The following is an 18722-nucleotide window of genomic DNA, read 5'->3' as shown; positions in this document are numbered from 1 at the left end:
TCATTTCTGGATCTATCATTTATATAGAGTTTTTTTGCACTAATTTTAAAGAATAGCTATCTAAACAATACAATTATTTTTTTTCAGTCGTTTTGTTCTTCTCGATAAATTTTACAATATGAATATTTGCTATAAGTCGAAGAAAGTATAATATTTCTTCTGCCTGCTCAACTGTTACATTCATTCCTTCCTTTTTAAGCATTTTCTGTGCTTTTTCTGGAGATATTTTTCCCTTGTTTTGCTCATCTCTATAATTCATAATTTAGTTTTCTAGTGTTAAATTATTCTTAATATAAAAATAAGTTAAATGTTTTTATGTCTGTAAATCAACATGTTAAGTTTGGTTTAAATCCTGACTAGTCACCTCAACAGGATGTCTAAACCGTGTATTTAAGTAGGATAAAACGTATGAAAACTACATGAAAAGCATAAAAAAAACGCTAAAACCTAAGTTTTAACGTTTTTTTAGTAGTGACGGGGACAGGACAAATTACAACATCATTTTTGGATGATTTGAAGAAATTGGCTTTCTATATGTAGTGTCTGTCTTTCATTGGCTATGTAAATTTGGTTTAGATGTCCTGTTGGGGATTGATGCAAAAATTATAAAAACTCAATTGATTTATTGCATTAAACTAATATATAAATTTACAAAATTTATGGAGGATTTTAAAAGAATGTTTTAAGTTAAGGAAGGGTTGTCTTTCTTTGGCTCTATGAATTACTTTATGTGATTTAGGTTTTGTGGCACAAAAGTAATCCCTTTCAATCTATGCCATATCCTACATGCAAGAGCTGGTGCAGGTCGCCCACCAGATGAAAAACAATAAGTATTTTGGTTTTGATTTCCTCCTTGTTGAGATTTTTATTGTTTTAGAGCTCCTTTATAGTTTGATCTAGCATATAAATAATATTGCTTCCTGATGTCTCTAACACTTCCTGACCTTTGTCAATATTTGCCTAATGATAGGGCTTCATATAGTCATAGGTTTTATGGCCTTTGATATCATCCATCCAGTTGGTCGCATCTTCAATACTCATTCCGTCCAGGTAGCCCAAAATAATTTTCTTTGTAGTATCGTCCAGATAATTAAAAGCCACTTCTGCAACTAAAGAATGTCCTTTTTTGCCCCATGTTGCAGTTTTTTATGGCAGCAGTGAAAGGGTCACCATAAAGGCAATTGCTATATTTTTTTTCATAAGTATAAAGTTTTGGTTCATCGAAAGCAGAAAAAACGTACGTTTTTTTTTACTTAACTGTCTTAAAGTATTTAGTTTTTAAGATGATAAGATTGAAAATAATTGAGTATTATGTTTTGAAAATCAGGTACTTATACGCTGGTTCAATTCGTTGAAAATTATTTATTTTACAGGAAGTTTCCAAAATATCTGCAGCGGGTTTAATATTGAATACAACAACACAAAAGTACTATGGCACAAAGACCGACCTTTATTTTAAGAGGAAGAATTGTAAAGATGAACAACGATCTGACCGTTATCAATGATTGAATTAAATAACAGTTATTAAAACAGATAAGATGTCTTCACAAAACGGATAAAACTTATAATCTAAGAGGACTTTCGATTTAGATAATTTGATTGATAATTTCATGTGAAAATAATAATCAATTGTATTTTTTGAAAAAAAACTAAAAAAAATATTATGATAGAAGAAATTGACAAAAGAAATTTTTCAGCTTTCAAAAATGTTGAAGAAAGAGGGGAGCACTTCATAAATTACGCAAAATCAAAATCATTAGATTTAAATGGTGGAAATATAGAATCTTTACCGGAAATAAATACATGGACTGGAAATTTACTTTCAATAAGAACAGAACAGCCTATCTTTTTAGAAGGTAATCTTATTGAAAGAGCGTTGGGATATCTTCAAGAGCAGAAAGAAAGTTTCGGTTTTGAACCATCATCTGTAGCGGAATACTTTCCTGACTCTAACATAGCTGAAACAAGTACAGGATTTAAGATTGTAAATGTTCATCAATATTATAAAGGAATACCCGTATTCCTTGTTAATAGAGCAGTAATTTTTAATAAAGAGGGAGGATTGGAATCTGCTGTTGGTGACAGTGTTTCAATTTCTGAAGCTATTGATATCAATCCAAAGGTCAGCGTTATTGAAGCTATCAATATCGTTGTTGAACACATTAAAACAAATATATCTGAACCTGAAAAGGATTGGTTAGGAGAGCCCATAGAGAGTTCATTCGATATTTCATCAAATTTTGTTGCTAAAAAGTTAGTAGAATTTACCCAGCTCACATGTATTCCCACAGTTCTTGACAAAAGTATTTTTGCTGATTTCATCCGTGCAAATCTGGTGATATTTTACATTGGACCAAATGCAGAATTGGCATGGAGATTCACAATTACAATAGATGATCATGGACTGCAATTTGATGTAGTTGTATCAGCATCAGATAAAAGTAAAGTTGAAATTTTATATTTGAAAAAGATTTCGCTTCACGCTAGTTCTATAGGTTATGTGCATAAAAAAAATGGAGGCTATCCCAAAGAGCCAGTAACATTTCCTCTAAAAAGAAATGCTTATCCGATTCCCGAAAACGGAACTCCACAGAATTTTAAAGATTGGGTTGACAAACTTGAAACAAGAGGAGCAAATGTTGTTGCGTTCCAAGGCGATACTTTAAGCTATCTTAAAGGAATTGTTGATAATTTAAACCAAGTTGTATTTGAAACTGCAGATCCAAAAGAGCAACAAACTTTAAATATGTTTTATTTTTGTAATTACTTGCATGATTTCTTTTTTCTTTTAGGATTTGATTCTAAAGCAGGAAGTTTTGAAAATGACGATCCGGTAGTTGCTAGAGCATTTAACCAACCAATTTCTGGAACAGCAAATATGTCAACTCCAGTTGATGGATCTTCCCCTATAATGAATATGGGATTAGTAGGAAGCTCAGGACGTCATACTGCATTGGACTCAGATGTAGTTTTTCATGAATATGTACATGGTGTAACTAATCGTTTAGTTGGGGGTAAAATGAATGATAGGGCATTACAAGAAGATCAAAGCAGGGCTATGGGAGAAGGATGGAGTGATTATTTTGCGTTATCAATTAATAATTATTTTACTGATATTGAGAAAAATGTAACTGGCGATTGGGTAACTAATAGAGCAGCGGGGATAAGAAATCGCCCATATGATGATAATTATGATAGCTTTTTAACTTATGGTAAAATAAAAAATGTGTCAGGGGAGCATACTAGAGGAGAATTATGGTGTGCAACTCTAATGCATTGGACAAGGCATTTATCTAATACTATTGGAAAAGACAAAGCATATTACATCTGTTGGCAATCCATCGTTGATGGGCTAAAGTTAATAAACGCAAATCCAAGTTTTATAGACGCAAGAAACGGAATATTAAAAGCAATAGATTCTATTCAAGAAAATGATTTTATAAAAGCAACAGACAAAACTGAATCTATCAAACAATTTTGGAAATCGTTTGCAAAATTCGGAATGGGAGTGAAAGCTTCTAGCTCAGGTCCATGGGTAATTAATATAATTGAAAATTTCGATATAGTCTAGGTAAAACATAGAACAACAAGCAAAATGGAAACAATAATTATTACATTGCTTTTAGCCGGTATTTTAGCCGGCTTGATTCAGTTTTTTGTGGATTTTAAAGGCTTGCCAATATTTCAAACAGCATCCAATTCCACTAATTTTGATGTTGAGGAGAAACTTAGTTTTTTAGAAAAATTATACAGATTTGTTAAAGACCATTGGCAATTTTTCGGTTACTTAACCATTGGCACTGCAGGTGCGTTTTTAACACCTCTAATAAATGAAGCGACTAATAACCGTCTTGGCATTGATGTATTTAAAAATTATGCAGAATGTATTTTAAAACAAGTAGAAGGAAAGCCAGTTTGCTTGATGCCGAATGGATGGTATTACCTAATCCTTTTTGGCTATGGTATCGTTTTTGGCTACTCCAGTGTTCGAATCATTAGAAGTATTGGTTCTTTAGTGCTGGGCAATATTTCCTTTAAACAGGATGAGCAACAAAAAAAACTTGAAGAAGCGCAAAAGCAGATTAATGACTTAAAAGAAAAACTAAATACCTTAACTGTTCAAATACCTAAGCCAGCTGCGTTCGAATTTGCACCACAATCTGAAAACCCCAACCAACTTACGATTGACTATTTTAATGAAGCACAAAATGAATTAGATAAACGTTCATATTATTCTACTATTGACACTAAAAATATTGATTCTCTTTTTACGGAATTGAATCAATTATTAGAAAACACACATAAGGCAAAACTAAAATATCAACCTTCTCTTCACTTATATCCTATTGTTGATCGTTATCAAGATGGACAATTAAAAAGCATTTATTCAGGTAAATCTTTTTCTTTAGAGACTATTCTTTCAATGGATGCACAAGTTGACAAAGCTAGAGCCGAGGTCATTGCAAATTTTAGTGCCTTGGAATTGCCAACTGATGAGTTTGAGTCTAACTTAGAAGATAGTCTTCCTTATAATTGTGAACATGTTGTTCCACAATCATGGTTCAATAAAGAAGAACCTATGAGAGGTGATATTCATCATCTATTTACTTGTGAAATGAAATGTAATAGCTTTAGAAGCAATAATCCATATTTTGAATTTCCTGATTATGGCAGCAATTATGCCGAATTAATAAGAGACGAATGTGGAAAACTAGAACAAAATCGATTTGAACCCGAGATTAATAAAGGAGTAGTTGCAAGAGCAGTACTTTATTTTTTAGTTAGATATCCTGGAAAAATTAATGAAGGCATGGGCTATACCTTATCTGATGTTCCTATGTTGCTTAAATGGCACAATGATAATAATGTGACCATATATGAATGTCATAGAAACCAGATTATTTATAAGTCGCAAGGAAATAGAAATCCATTTATTGACTTTCCTGAATTGGCTGACAAAATTAATTTTAAATCGGCTTTTTAGATTAAGCAATTAGAACGAAATTTTAGTGATGATATGTTTAATTCAATTGAATAAAATAGGTAATAAGTATGAAGCGTATTTTATAATTATTCTTTTTTGAATTTGATTATTGGAACCTAAAAAAATAGAAAAATGAAACACAAAATTTATTTGTCTGCGACTGACACTGATGTTGAAACACTAAAGTTGCTTTTTGTAGTAAGGATGCCTGACAGTTTAAATTCGTTATTCAAACTTCTTTATTGATAAAGAAGATAAAGACGAATATATAAGACAGGGAATAGACCAATTTTTTACTTTAGTCAAGCAGCAGTTATAATTAAAAAAATGAGAACGTGAAATTCAAATAATTTTGAAATATTAAACCGTTTTAAAATAAGATTTCATTTTATGAGATAGACCGGTAATTAGAAAAAATTAGATGTTATAAAGTCATAATTTCTCTTTATTCTTGGTGTTCGAATCCTGTTAAGCTATAGAATGATAAATTAACTATTTGTTCTATTTTTCATATAATCTATTTTGATTTCTTTTATAATATTAAAGAGAGAGTCTGATGCATTAATATTTGCATAACCATAATAGCAGAATTATTTTGTTTCCATTACAACTTTTACAATAAATAGATTATCTCGAAAGTTTGATAATGATTTTACAAATTCTAAGTGCAAATTAAGTAAAAATACCCATAATTATCTGGTTAATAATTTGTTGTTTTACATATAGATTCCAATGTTTTTTAATTCTAACTTGCGGAAATTGTTTTTGTAAGGTGATTTTTCGAAGATGATTTTTGACGAAAATAGATATGTGGAGGCTCTACGTTCATAATAATTCTCATTATAAAGCATTTTAAATTAGTTTTCAGATCTAACTTGTTGAGAAATGCTGTTTGGAAGTGTAAATCTATAAAAATATTTTCAACTTAAAATTTATAAATTATGGCAAAAACTTTACGAATTAATCTTACGTTAGACGAGGTAGAGATACTAATACGTAGTATGGAAAGCTCTTCATCTCCAAGCGTTCTAAAGAAAAAAGATAAGCTAGCAGTTAAATATCTTGCACAAACAATACTATTAGATTCCGCAAATCTATCCCCATTTTCTGAAATTACGAAAGCTATTTCATTGCTAACAGGTAAATCTCAGGACAAAATTATTTTAACATCTAAACTTAGTAATCTAGGCCTTACACCTATAAAAATTGGACAACTACGTGCACATTTAAATGCATATATAAAAAAACAAGGAGGTAACTCTTTTATCACTGAGACAGAAATGAGTAGCTCTGTTACCGTTTCAGATTTAAATACGCTTGTAGAATCTAAAATTCCTTAAATATGATAAAAAATAAGTTCATTTTAATAAGCTTGCTGATTATCATTGGATGTAGCAATTCTTTTGGACAGGTAAATTCAGTTAATAAAGCCAATGATACAATCGCAAGTATAAGGTTATTGCAAGTAAAAGATACCACTTTTTATATTAAACCAAAAAATGACAGCATTGTGACAATTCTAATGCCCAAAGAAAAAAAAGTACAAATAACTTTAAAACATATTAAGATAGATACCACAAGTCCAGCATGGTATGCTAAATTATCTTTAAGGCAGTCTTTTCAAAATAAAAACGATAAAGCTGAACCTGCTTATGTTACACTTATATTTCCAAAAGATTCCGCATCCTCACAAAACTTTAGTTTTGCACTAGGATACAATGTATTAAGCGGTAGAGGAGAAATGTCTCTCAATCCATTTATTGAGTGGCAAAAGAATAATCTTAGTGATAAAGAGCAAAATGCATTTCTAGCGGGATTAAATTTCCAGACACCCTTATGGAAAATCTTTGATGTGGATATGAATAAAATTAAGGCGTGGACTGTATACACAATTGCAACTTTAAATTATAAGCATGATTCTGAGAAAAAAACGGAAGGAACTCAAGCTAGCTTATATTTTACGCCTTCTTTTGCTGGAAAAGATAAGGCTATTACTTTATTACCTGATGTTTTTAGCAATAATTCGGTACTAGATTACTATTATAATATCTATGGAGGATTTGAATATGAGAATCGATCGCAGGTATCAGATCCTTCGTATAAAGGTACAACTGGACGTTGGTATCTTCGAATTACAGGTACCTTTTATCCATTACCTAAAATACTAGACAAACGATTGGAAGTAGTTCCTGACTTTACCCATCGGAATGCTTTTTCAAATACCAGTGTAGTTGAAGAAAGGATTAATAATTTGACCAAATTATCAGTGAATTTTGTAATAGTGAGTAAAGAGAAATCGAAATTCGCAGATGTAAAACTTGGATTTGAATATAAAAAAGGTTGTGATCCTACGGTGGGATTTGATAAACAAAGAATAAATACGCTAGTTCTCAAAATTAAAATATAATCAAGTGTCATTATGATGATATTTTATCTAATATGAATTAACCTCATTAAATAAAAAAAATAAAATACGCATCGCGTTGTATATGATTAAGTTACTGCTTTTAGGTTATTTATAAACAGAAAGTATAACTGCATTATGATAAGGTGTATTTTAGCAAACCATTTCATATGAGATGTAAATGGAGAGGAGAAGAAGAATTGGTACTGACGAATGGTTATGTGATTAAAAGATAGTATACTTTTAATTGAATATATGGAATTAATCAAGTTCTGACAATTGTAAAGGTTTTAGAGGTCGTGCTCACGAAGCTTCCTGTTCCAGATGAGAATGTTTCCTGGCAGCAGATAATAGATTGCCGATCTGATCCTGATTCTGCCGCCAGATTTACAGCGCTCAGGGTCTGGATGCAGGATATCAGTCGGCAGGATTATACAAGACATGAAATCAGCGAACGAATTGATTACCTTCTCAATGAATATAAAATGCATTTAAAATTTCACAAATTAAAGTACGCCCATAGCGGCATGCGTATTTTTGTAGCTGCAGCGGCCGATATTATAGAGAATGTGGTTAAACTTAATATTGGCAAAATTGCAAATACAATGTTTTCGCTTAGTGAAAAAAAAAATCGAACTTTACGAAGCTGAAATGCAGGCGCCGGGAAGGGAAGTAGCATATCTTTCTGCAGCTAAAAAAATATAAAGAAGATGCTGCCGCTGTTGGCAGAATTGAGTTGTTTGTTAATATTGAAAGATTATTTGATGAATTTAGACCCGAACGAATTGAGTATCAGTTTTTTTGATGCTCTGGGAGGAGATGCAGTATGGATAAGATATCGTGGAAACGACCATTTATGGCATAATATCTTGATTGACGGAGGTTATATAGGATCTTACGAAGAGATATTTAAACCAGTCCTGGATGCTATTTCCCTATCGGGGGAATTTGTAGATTTATGGATAATTACCCATATTGATCTGGATCACATCGGCGCAGTTATTAGCTTTATTGCGGATAAAACTCATAATGAAAACCAAGAATTGATAAAGTTATTCTGGTTTAACCATGCAGAATTTAGAATGCCTTCACTAGACGGTAAAGTAGGTTATAAGCAGGGAATTGCGCTTCGAAGCTATCTGGAAAGTACGGGCAAACTGCTCAAAGAAAAAATTACCATTGAAACCGGAACAGTGGATTTTTACGGTCTGGAGCTTACCCTTTTGGGACCGACCTTAGAAAAAATTGCAGCTGCAGATCTGGATTGGAATAAAAGAGAGGTAAAGGGAGGAGCAAAAATTTCTCGTCGACAAAGTGATCATCATAAGAAAATTGAGGAGTTTACAGCAACCGAATTTACAGAAAATGCAGATATTGTAAACGGATCTTCCATCATATTTTTGCTGAAATTCAAATCAGTCCGCGGCTTGTTCCTAGCTGACGGACATCCTTCAGATGCGGTAAACGGACTTAAAACCCTGGGTTATACAAAAGAGAATCCCATAAAAGTAAATTTTGTAAAAGTGTCCCACCATGGAAGCAAGAATAATACAAGTCCCGAGCTATTAACTTTGATTGATACAGCTGTATACGTAATTTCTGCAAACGGAATAAGCAATAAGCATCCAGATAAAGAAACAATGGCAAGGATTCTACATCATCATCAGCAAAACGGCCGCGGTCTTGAATTTAAGTACACCTCGGGCACTGACCAGATCAGATCAATATTTAATTCGGATGAAAATCCCGAGCAGCGCTTTAATTTCATCCAGACCTTTATTGAAGAAGATCATCCGGCAATTATTTTAAATTATCCAGCTTTAAATAACAGCATATGAAAAAGGAGTTGTTTCAGTATGCCACGGTAAAAATCAAATGCAAAGAGGAAACGGGTACAGCCCTTTTGTATTCCCCAGGAGAGGCATTTGATTATATTTATGTTTTTACGGCCAAACATTGTCTTGTGGGGGAAAATTTTGATCAGGATTTCGTCAATGAGGATATAACGATAGAAAAGATTTTTAATCCTGCCGACAACACTTGGCATTCTTACACTGTTTCCCAAACTGATAAAATAGTCTGCACCAGCAGCAATGAACTTGATCTTGCTTTGATCATAATTCCAAAAACAAATATAGAAGAATTGTCGGGAGTAAAGTATTTTTTTCCGATAATTGACAGGGCATCTTTAACTGGGGAATGTCTTATCAGAGGATTTGCTGATTTCAACAGCGGACAGGAAGATCGTCCCTACGAGCTCAATTTCGAAGAGTATTCTAAAGACAATAAAAATTTGTTCAGCTTAAATTTTGATGGATCTCTTGATACACGATATCAGTCAGCGGTTTCAAATGTCCAGGGACTTTCAGGAAGCGGTGTGTTTACCTTGATCAAAGGCAGCCTGTATTTGATGGGGATACTTCATACTTATGAGGAAAAAAGCCGGTTTTTTGCTACAGCAATTATGACCTACAACCATCTTGTGCCGAAAGATTTTGAAAAATTGACCGCTGTAGATCCGGAGGAAAATGATGCGGTAATTGAGGCATTTGATAAAATAGAAGCAAACAGGTCGGCGGTAGATATTAAAACTCGCAGCACTATAGGCGAGGTTCATATTGCAAGAGATATGAAAAGGCCGCTGCAAATTCTTAGAGACTCCGGGATGCTGGTGCTTCACGGAAAAGCCGGTACGGGAAAATCGGCGATGGCTAAAGGTTTGATCTATGAATTAGAAAAAAGCGGCGACACCGCAGTTATTGTCTTTACCTCCGAGCAGCTTGCTGCGCCCTCGCTTCATGAAGCTATCCATAAGGCGGGTTATGGCGTCAGCATACAGCAGATACTGGAGAGTCCCCTGGCAGGGAAAAGAGCCGTTTTCTGGATTGAGAGTTTTGAGAAACTTGCAGAAAGCGGATTTGGAGGGGCGTTTACAGAACTTTTGGCCTTAGCCAAAAAGAGTCCGCACATTGTAATGGTGGTTACGATTCGCGATTATATGCTGCAGAAGTTTAAAATTTTTTACAACCACGAATTTCCGGGGTCAGATCTATTTTACCAGATTATTGAGTTTAACGAGCAGGAAATGAAGCAGATAGAAGCGTCTTTACCGCAAATCAGCCTGCTGCTTAAAAATAAAAAGCTGACCCATCTGCTTCGAACGCCATACTATCTTGATAAAGCGCTGCGAATCTACCCAATGGTTAAGGACGCGGAAAGCCTTGATGAGGCCGGCTTTAAAAAACTAATGTGGGAGGAGATCATAGAGGCGGGCGACAGCAAAAGAGGGACCGTGTTTGCCGCAATCGCCCTGAAAAGAGCCAAGGCTATGGAACTCTATACCTTTTATGAGCCTGACCACTACACGCAGGCGCTTGTAAAAGATAATATAATCTATTCAGAGCCGGGAGAACTTCAAAACAGGTTTTCTCCTTCTCATGATATACTGGAGGATTGGGCGCTGGTGCGCTACATTAAGCAGGAGCGGCAGAACGCACAAACCGAAGCAGATTTTCTTTCAAGCCTTGACGGCAGTCCTGCTGTGCGCCGGGCATTCCGGTTATGGCTTGAAGATTTTTATACCGAGAACCCTGCAGATGCCGATGATTTCAGCAGAGGTGTTCTAATGAGTGCGGCAACGGGAGATTCGTGGAAAAACGAGTTGACAGTCTATATATTGCGTTCGGGCAACGCTTCGGGGCTTTTTTACTGCTTGAAAGAGTATTTTCTTGAGGATAATGCCAGAGAGCTGCTTCATGTTATTTACCTGCTGCGAACATGCTGCAAGAGCATCAGAGAGGCAGGCGATCTTGAAGACCTTATCCCTTTAGGCTCCGGATGGGATGCTGCGATTGATTTTGCGGCCTCCAATAAAGAAACCCTTTACGAAATTCCGCAAATGCAGCAAGAACTTCTGGACCTCATTTTTGACTGGGCCCTTCAGCTTGCCGAATTCAACCCTGTGCTGCTTCCTTCCGGTTCACAAAGTGTGGCGGTTCTTCTGGAGGACTATTTAATAAAACATCAGGATGTATTTTCTGATTATTCAAGAAACACAATCCCTAAAAACAGCTTTAAAAAAGCGCTTAAAATTTTTCTAAAGCTTGCTTCAAAGGCCCAGCCGGGGGTAAAAAAACTGCTTGATGCAGTTGTGGATCCCCACGGCAATAAAAATGAGTGGCATCATAAAGGCATGCTGGAATATGCAAAAGAACTGATAATTGAAGATGTAAGCGGTGAGCAGATCTGCAGGTTTTATCCTGATATAATATTATCTGAGGCGGTGCAGACCTGGATTGAAAAGAAAAGGGAGTCGCATCCTGGCAGTCTGATCAGCATGCTGGAAATTGAACACGGGCCTGATTACTGGGGGTTAAGCGATGATATTGATTATGATTCTTCCAGTGCATACCGGACTTTTTTTTACTGGATGTTCCTCCATCATCCCGATAAGGCGGTATTGTTCCTGACAAGCTTTTTAAATGATGCCTTTAAAAAAAATTATCAAGCAAGGGCGCGTGATTCTGACCAGAGAAAGCAGATAGAGCTGCACTTTAAAGAACATGGAAGCAGAAGCTATTACGGAAGCTTGGAATACTGGACCCTTTACAGGGGATTTAATTCTTCTGCTATGCTGATAAGTTCGCTTCTAATGGGACTTGAAAAGGGACTTCTGGATTTGGCTTCAAATGGAAGCGAAAGCTGTAAAAAGGTTAGGGAACTAAATATACAGCTGGTGCTCAATTCAAATAACACTTCGGTTCTGGCTGTGGTAAGCAGCGTAGTACAGGCTTATCCCGGCCTTCTTGATCCGGTTACTGCTGTGCTGCTTGGGAACCGTCAGCTGCTGGAATGGGATTCCTCCAGATATGGCTCGGATCTGATGGGGCAGAATTTTTATTATGGTTCTGATCTGTTTTTGAAAAAAGAGAGGATTGCGTCCGATAAAAAACCGCATAGAACCGCCCACCGCCGTGGGTTGATTGGTTTTACAGGCAATTACATTTTCAGCTGCCAGACCATGAATCTTCAGATTTTTGAACAGCTGGATGTCTTATGGCAGGAGATTCCGCAGTGGGATGTTTCATGGCGCAAGGCTTTATTTGAAATGGATGTAAGGAAGTATAAATTCAACACTGTTGATGTGCCGGGATCAAAAGGAGTGATTGAAATAAGTCCGGGATATGACACAGAAGTTGAAGCGTCTATTAATGATATTCAAAACATGCCATTTCCAGAGATTGGCACGCTTTGGGCCTCAAAAGTGTTTGATAGGGACGAAACAGTGGACATTTCATATGCGTCGTGGAAAAAAGGCTACAATTACCTGCAGGGCAGAGAAGAGGAATTTGATATCATGACTGCACCGGGTAAAATGGCATGCCTGGGACTTCGCGATTATTTTAATGAGCTCAGTGAGCAGGAGAAAATCTGGTGCCATGGCAAATTAACGTCGCTTGGCAGGGAGCTGGCCCGGAATATTCCAGGATTTGCCCCGGATCTTACAACCAGTTTAATAGACCAGAAAGCGGTATTGTACGGCATACCGCTGCTCTTTAAGCTTGCCTTGGACAAAGAAGCCGAGAAGCAGGCCAGAGAGCTGGTTTTTCAGCTTCTTACAGCGCGCATTGAAAACAGGTTTAAGCACTTCCTATATATCAGCATAAGCGAAAATTTGTGGAAATTAAGACCCGAATTCTCTTTAAACTGCTGGTATGGGCTTTTTGGATATTTAGAGAAAAGCAATGCAGAATATAACAGTAGAAAGGGGCACTTTTTTGTGTACCAGGAAGAAAAAGTTCCAATCTGGAAGGAGCAACTTCAGAACGCTGTTACTGTAGATGAGCCTTTTACTGCTTCCTGTGTTATCCCGGAGCTGGATAATGCTTCCCGCTGGCATCTTGAAGGCATACTTGAAATGATTGCCTGCGATACAGAGATTCAGGAGCAGAAGCAGTTTATTGCCGAAATGCTTTCCCTGCATCTTTCCCAGCTAAAGGTTCAGCAGCGTGATTACGATGAGTTTTATGAATGCAGGGCTGTATTTAAAAAGTTTTATTCCAAGTTTCTTCTGCATTGTCCCAAAAAGTATTCAGAAGGGCTTTTTGTCCAGCTTTTGGACAAGACCCTTATTGGTCCTGAAAGAAAAGATTGCCTTAAGGATCTGCTGTTTATTAAAGATCTGCTTAAGCACCTGCCGCTGGAGGTAATTTCCGCAGATTCCGAATCGCATACAGTGAAGCAGTTCTGGTTTTTATGGCACAGGCTTCGTGACTGGATTTTATCAAACGGCCGTATATTCCTCATTTCAGTTCTCCTTCTGGATATAGGCTGGAACGGGCATATCGAGAAGTGGGACAATCTTAAAGGGGAAGAGCAGTTCTACAAAGATTTCATCATTAGTTGCGGCAGTTATGCCGTCAATGAATGCATTGATCTTCTTTCCGGGGCGGGCTTCAGGAATTTTATGCCACATTCGGTTTCATGGCTGGGGGCGGTTTTGAAAACTGATCTGTATGATGCCCCTATATATAGGAAACTGGAACGTTTTGTCCACAGGGCATTTTTCAATTACGCAGCCATGATAAAAGGAAGCGCTGTTTTGAGTAAAGAATTTCTTTACCTGCTCGATCTTCTTATAGCCAAGGGCTCTCCTAAAGCTTACATTCTTAAGGAAGAAATGATCCAGTACAAATAATTTAATGCAAAGCTTTAAATCTGCCTTAAAATTGATGTTCGAATCCTGTTAAGTTATCGAATGCTAAATCAACTATCCGTGCTGTTTTTTATATAAATATATACACTAGAGAAATTTTGCTATTATTCTTAAGAAGGAAAATAAAAGCAAAAATGACTCAAAGGCATTGTGTTTATTAGTATAAATAAAAAAATGGCGCCAATTGTCTTCAATTGGCGCCATCTGGCTGAGTGACGGGGACAGGACAAATTACAACATCATTTTTGGATGATTTGAAGAAATTGGCTTTCTATATGTAGTGTCTGTCTTTCATTGGCGTTATGAATTTGGTTTAGATGTCCTGTTGGGGATTGATGCAAAAAATTATAAAAACTCAATTGATTCATGGCATTAAACTAATATATGAATTTACAAATATTATGGAGCATTTGAAAAGATTGTTATAGTTAAGGCAGGATTGTCTTTCTTTTACTCTATGAATTATTTTTATGCAATTTAGGTTTTGTGGCACAAAAGTAATCCCTTTCAGGACGCAACCTTGCTACTGGGTTAAGAACGGGGAGGTACCAGTGCTCTTGAAATAAGACAGAAGCTTACGGCCTTTTGGAAAAAAAACGAATGAGAAGCCATAAGGATCGGATGCTGAAGGGATAATCAAATCCAATCTAATATTCTTATTCAAGTTTTTTTTTTTTTTTTATATATATAATACTGAAAAACAAGTATTTATACTTGTTTCTGGTTTTGTAGTTTCTATAAATTTACTGTGTGTATTACACTTGATTCGATCGCAGTCTTTGGGTTTTAATTAGCGGTCAGTATTTTCATTTATTAAGAAGCGTATTATAGGGATTATATTATCTATTTCTATTACTTGGATCATAAATTTTAAATTACCAATTAAAAATATTCATTATGGCGGATGATTATAAAAGTGAACTGGTGGATGCTGTTCAGAATGCCAAGAAAGAATTTCTGGATTTGCCCGGTGTTATAAAAATCGAGCAGGGATTTAGGTTTAAAAATGGATGGATTACCGATGAGGAGGTAATCTCTGTGGAAGTAGCGGAGAAAATGAATGAAAAGACACTGATGGAACTTGCAGTGACGTCTCTTCCTAAGAAATTTATGGGATATGGCATCGATGTGGTTCCGGCCGGATTCGAGGAGCAGCTTAAATATCTGGGAGTGGATACGAGCTTTTGGGCCGCCCCGAAACCGGGTGCATATCGTGAACCGCAAAGCTTGGAACTCCCTCGGGTAGTTGAATATATGGAAGCCATCTTTCACGTAAGCCCTGATTCCGGTTGGCCAAATCTGAAGAATTTTCTGGGAAGGGTCACCAACAAGCTTACCGCTACCATGTATGAATGGGAGGCCGAACATATAAGTAAGGCAATCTTCGAAGCGGTGCAAAATTGTAACGGCAGCCTTAAAATGGTGACCCAGAACGACGGCACGGATAAAGCAGTGGATAATATGAAAAGCCGTTTGGGAAGTAAATTTGAACATGTATGGTCATCGGTTGGAAAGGGCAAACTGATAGCGAGCGACTATCATATCAAAGTGGCGACGAGGGATGATGAAGAGTTCTGGTTAAGCAGCGGCAATTGGAAAAATTCAAACCAGGCAGATATCGATCCGGCAGGTAAGGATCAGACCATTCCGGAGCCACTTGCCAAACACAACCGAGAATGGAATGTTGTCATAAAAAATTCTACGCTGGCTACAATTTTCAGAAAGTACATTGATTGGGATTTTGAGGAAGCGCAGCGTGTGCCATTTGATGTGAAAGAGAAGCTTGCAAATACGTATGTTTATATACCTAAAGGGCTCTGTCCTCCGGTTCCTCCGGTCGTAAGATATTTTGATCCGCTGCCTGTCAACCGCGTACTTGATGTACAGCCTCTTTTGACTCCTGATAGGGATTCTGACAACCAGCGCATGTTTCTGCACCATGCAACAGAAATGATTAGAAGCGCAAATAACAGCATTGATATTGAAAACCAATCCTTTTCACTTCTCGAGACTAATGATCCTGTTTATGAAAGCTTTTACAGGGCTATCGTGGAAAAGCAGGACAGTGGAGTTGCGGTGAGAATAATTTTTAGGGATCCTAGGGAATTTGGCCCCAAAGGCCAGGCTGGTTTGGTAAAGACACTCACAAGGCTCAAAAAATTTGGATTCAATACCGGTAATATCAAGGTCCAGTGCAGATGCCATACAAAAGCCATTATAGTTGATTCCTTGGATGATGTAAATGCAAAGGTTTTATTCGGAAGCCACAATTTTACGACAACAGGGGCGATGTACAACCGAGATGCGAGCTTATTGATAAGGGACAGTGAAGTGGCACGCTACTTTCAGGAGATTTTTGATTTCGACTGGAGTGTGCTTGCAGTTCAGGAAACTCATGAAAGCATTACCACACTTAAGCTCGCCTTAGCATCAGAAGCGGCACCGGAAGGATTTCAGAAGGTCCTGCTTTCTGAAATTTTAGGGGAAGCTTAAATGCACGTGCCATTTAAAAATCTCAAATATCCAAAATATGAAAAAAGTTAGCATAGTTGTGAATAAAAATTGGGAGGTGGAACCAGTTCTGGCCTCGATGTGCAGTTACGAGTTCAGGCCGTCCGGGCTGCCGTTTCCGGAAGTTTTGCAGAGCAACAAAGACAAAGGTTATCGCGTTGATAATATCGATATGCTGACGTTCAATGAAAAGTCAGCTAGGGCAGTATTCCGATTTTATGAAAAGACTTTAAGTGCTAATAATCCTGAAGTAACAATGGAAGTTATGGTATGGTGCATACAGGATTTTATGAAGCCGAATGAAAACCCTTCCTCATCAGAGGAAAAAAATAGATTTCTTCCTGCATTACTTTCTGCAGCAGATGCTAATCTGGTGATTGCGGTGGGAACGGCAGGCTATCTCGCTGATGTTTCTTATGCTGGCTGTGTAGTAGTTGGGGGCAGGTTTTTTGTCCATGACGGCCATCCAAGTGAAGATGAGAATCCAGCCAGCAGAATGAGGTCGGAAAAGTTCGATAAGATTCTGCCTGTCACATTCAACGAAGAAATCTTTGGGCTGATAGACGGAGATTTCAAAAGAAAAGTTGAATCACGATTCCTGAAGGTGCCTATAAATCCTTGCGTACGTACAGCTTGTCTGGCATCAAAATTCTATACGGCGGTTGGAACCGTGAATGTTACAGATTATTCGGAGTATGCATGGAAAGACCACGAGACGATAGATGCGCTGCGCAGGATTGATAAAAACCTGCCGATCGGTTCTATGGAAACGACCCACGGGATAATCAGGATTAATTCCGGTGCCCCGACGATTTTTGTGTCGGCAATAACGGATAGGGAAGGGCATTTTGATCTGGAGGTCACGCCAGGACAGAATTACGTAGCTTCATTTAATGCCGGCATTGTTTTGAGCCACCTGATTGTTTCGCTTCACCAATTTACTTTACAGGGAAAGAAATTCTCAGTTTAGCGGGTTTATTCCGCATAGTATATAAGGAGTATATTGTCCCTGCTCCTTGCGGTGGGATTGAATAAGTTTAAATTAAACCAATAAAATCTAAGATTTTGCTGCTGTTTATGGCAGCTCCTAAATTGATTGGAATCTGAGTGGTAACAATCTTTTTCTTTTTGATTGGGACTTTTTCTATTATACCTTCTGCCGTGAATTGCGGACCTTCATATAAGATTCCGAGTAAAAATATACGGTATTTAACAAAATAGTGATTGTCGTTTCTGTCCAGATACTGGCCGATATTGTAAATCAGGATTGGCGATCCGCTGGATCCGGGTATAGATGCTGCATCTATTAAAAACTCCTCGTAACCGCAGTATGGCAATCTGGGATTGGTTGCGGTTATGCCTTTTCTTACGATTGGTTTGTTGTTATAGGTATCCCAGAGTGCGTCAGGATATCCGAGCATGATAATTTCCTCAATTGCGCAAAGGGTGTCAATTTCTTCTTGCGATGGAATAAGGCTGGCGTCGAAAGACCCATAAAAGAAATCTTCTTTTATTAGATGCCTAATCGATTTTATCGGCAAAATGCACAAATCAATTTCCGCATCAGGATGTGGTATCCAATGGGATTCAAAGTTCTCAAGAAAAATTGTAAGATGTTCAGTATTTAATGGTTCTCCGTTTTGATCTTTTTTTGTTAAAGTAAACTGCCCATTTTTAACCTCTTCAACTACATGCCAGTTGGTGACAATCGCTAAGCTGTCCAATGTTTCCGGAGTCTGCGGATTGAAATCGAAAAAGAAACCTGTTCCGGTTCCTCCATTTTTGTCGAAGGTTTCAATTTTAACAGTTGATGATGATATTAGATCACTGATTGACATATCTGCACTGGTTCTATCTGAGAGGTCTTTTCGCATTTTTTTATGTTTCCTGTTTGATTTTTTAAAGGTATAGATTATTTAGTGGCTGCTTAATTAACTTTGGAATATTTGATAAAAGCCTCTACCTCATGATACAGAGTAATAATTTCTGCGATGATTTTTGATTCCTTCGAATTCTGTTGTCCACGCAAATATCTCTAATGCATAGCTTATAAATTAAAGCGAAGCTTTTACGAATAATAATTAAATCTAGAATTCATATTTAAGTTG

General features: G+C 36.9%; 11 protein-coding genes and 1 pseudogene. 9 read left to right on the top strand and 3 right to left on the bottom strand.

Translation table 11 applies throughout. From position 1 onward, the window contains the following. Positions 1 to 73: 73 nt before the first annotated feature. Both ACFFLS_RS20820 and ACFFLS_RS20815 read right to left on the bottom strand, forming a co-directional pair. On the bottom strand, positions 74 to 259 hold the full coding sequence (locus ACFFLS_RS20820) for a hypothetical protein (protein WP_278009842.1): 186 nt from the start codon (positions 257 to 259) through the stop codon (positions 74 to 76). 701 nt (positions 260 to 960) lie between these two features. Beyond that, positions 961 to 1122, bottom strand: a pseudogene (locus ACFFLS_RS20815) (S1/P1 nuclease); the annotation flags it as partial. Positions 1123 to 1663: 541 nt separating this feature from the next. Here ACFFLS_RS20815 and ACFFLS_RS20810 point away from each other — a divergent pair. From ACFFLS_RS20810 to ACFFLS_RS20770, 9 genes are all read left to right on the top strand, one after another. Then, positions 1664 to 3571 carry a M36 family metallopeptidase gene (locus ACFFLS_RS20810; RefSeq protein WP_379687142.1) on the top strand — a complete coding sequence of 636 codons (1908 nt, stop codon included), beginning with the start codon at positions 1664 to 1666 and terminating at the stop codon, positions 3569 to 3571. 24 nt (positions 3572 to 3595) lie between these two features. Further along, on the top strand, positions 3596 to 4984 hold the full coding sequence (locus ACFFLS_RS20805; RefSeq protein WP_379687141.1) for an endonuclease I family protein: 1389 nt from the start codon (positions 3596 to 3598) through the stop codon (positions 4982 to 4984). A 941-nt stretch (positions 4985 to 5925) separates the two neighbouring features. Beyond that, the gene (locus ACFFLS_RS20800) at positions 5926 to 6324 is read left to right on the top strand and encodes a hypothetical protein (RefSeq protein WP_379687140.1); all 399 of its coding nucleotides are present in this window, start codon (positions 5926 to 5928) and stop codon (positions 6322 to 6324) included. A gap of 2 nt (positions 6325 to 6326) precedes the next feature. Further along, the gene (locus ACFFLS_RS20795) at positions 6327 to 7391 is read left to right on the top strand and encodes a hypothetical protein (RefSeq protein ID WP_379687139.1); all 1065 of its coding nucleotides are present in this window, start codon (positions 6327 to 6329) and stop codon (positions 7389 to 7391) included. A 296-nt stretch (positions 7392 to 7687) separates the two neighbouring features. Then, on the top strand, positions 7688 to 8038 hold the full coding sequence (locus tag ACFFLS_RS20790) for a hypothetical protein (RefSeq protein WP_379687138.1): 351 nt from the start codon (positions 7688 to 7690) through the stop codon (positions 8036 to 8038). A 114-nt stretch (positions 8039 to 8152) separates the two neighbouring features. After that, positions 8153 to 9226 carry a ComEC/Rec2 family competence protein gene (locus tag ACFFLS_RS20785; protein WP_379687137.1) on the top strand — a complete coding sequence of 358 codons (1074 nt, stop codon included), beginning with the start codon at positions 8153 to 8155 and terminating at the stop codon, positions 9224 to 9226. Then, positions 9223 to 14085 carry an NACHT domain-containing protein gene (locus tag ACFFLS_RS20780; RefSeq protein WP_379689634.1) on the top strand — a complete coding sequence of 1621 codons (4863 nt, stop codon included), beginning with the start codon at positions 9223 to 9225 and terminating at the stop codon, positions 14083 to 14085. Before ACFFLS_RS20785 ends, ACFFLS_RS20780 begins: the two co-directional genes overlap by 4 nt. Positions 14086 to 15000: 915 nt before the next feature. Then, entirely contained in the window at positions 15001 to 16596 is a 1596-nt protein-coding gene (locus ACFFLS_RS20775) for a phospholipase D-like domain-containing protein (RefSeq protein WP_379687133.1), read from the top strand. A gap of 37 nt (positions 16597 to 16633) precedes the next feature. Next, positions 16634 to 17584 (top strand): hypothetical protein, encoded by a 951-nt coding sequence (locus ACFFLS_RS20770; protein WP_379687132.1) that lies wholly within the window; start codon positions 16634 to 16636, stop codon positions 17582 to 17584. Between the two features lie 67 nt (positions 17585 to 17651). On the opposite strand, the gene ACFFLS_RS20765 is transcribed toward ACFFLS_RS20770, so the two are convergent. After that, entirely contained in the window at positions 17652 to 18488 is an 837-nt protein-coding gene (locus ACFFLS_RS20765) for a S1 family peptidase (RefSeq protein WP_379687131.1), read from the bottom strand. Positions 18489 to 18722: the final 234 nt, after the last annotated feature.

It is taken from the genome of Flavobacterium procerum, assembly GCF_042431625.1.
Lineage (GTDB): Bacteria > Bacteroidota > Bacteroidia > Flavobacteriales > Flavobacteriaceae > Flavobacterium > Flavobacterium procerum.
This window is presented reverse-complemented; position numbering and strand designations above follow the sequence as displayed.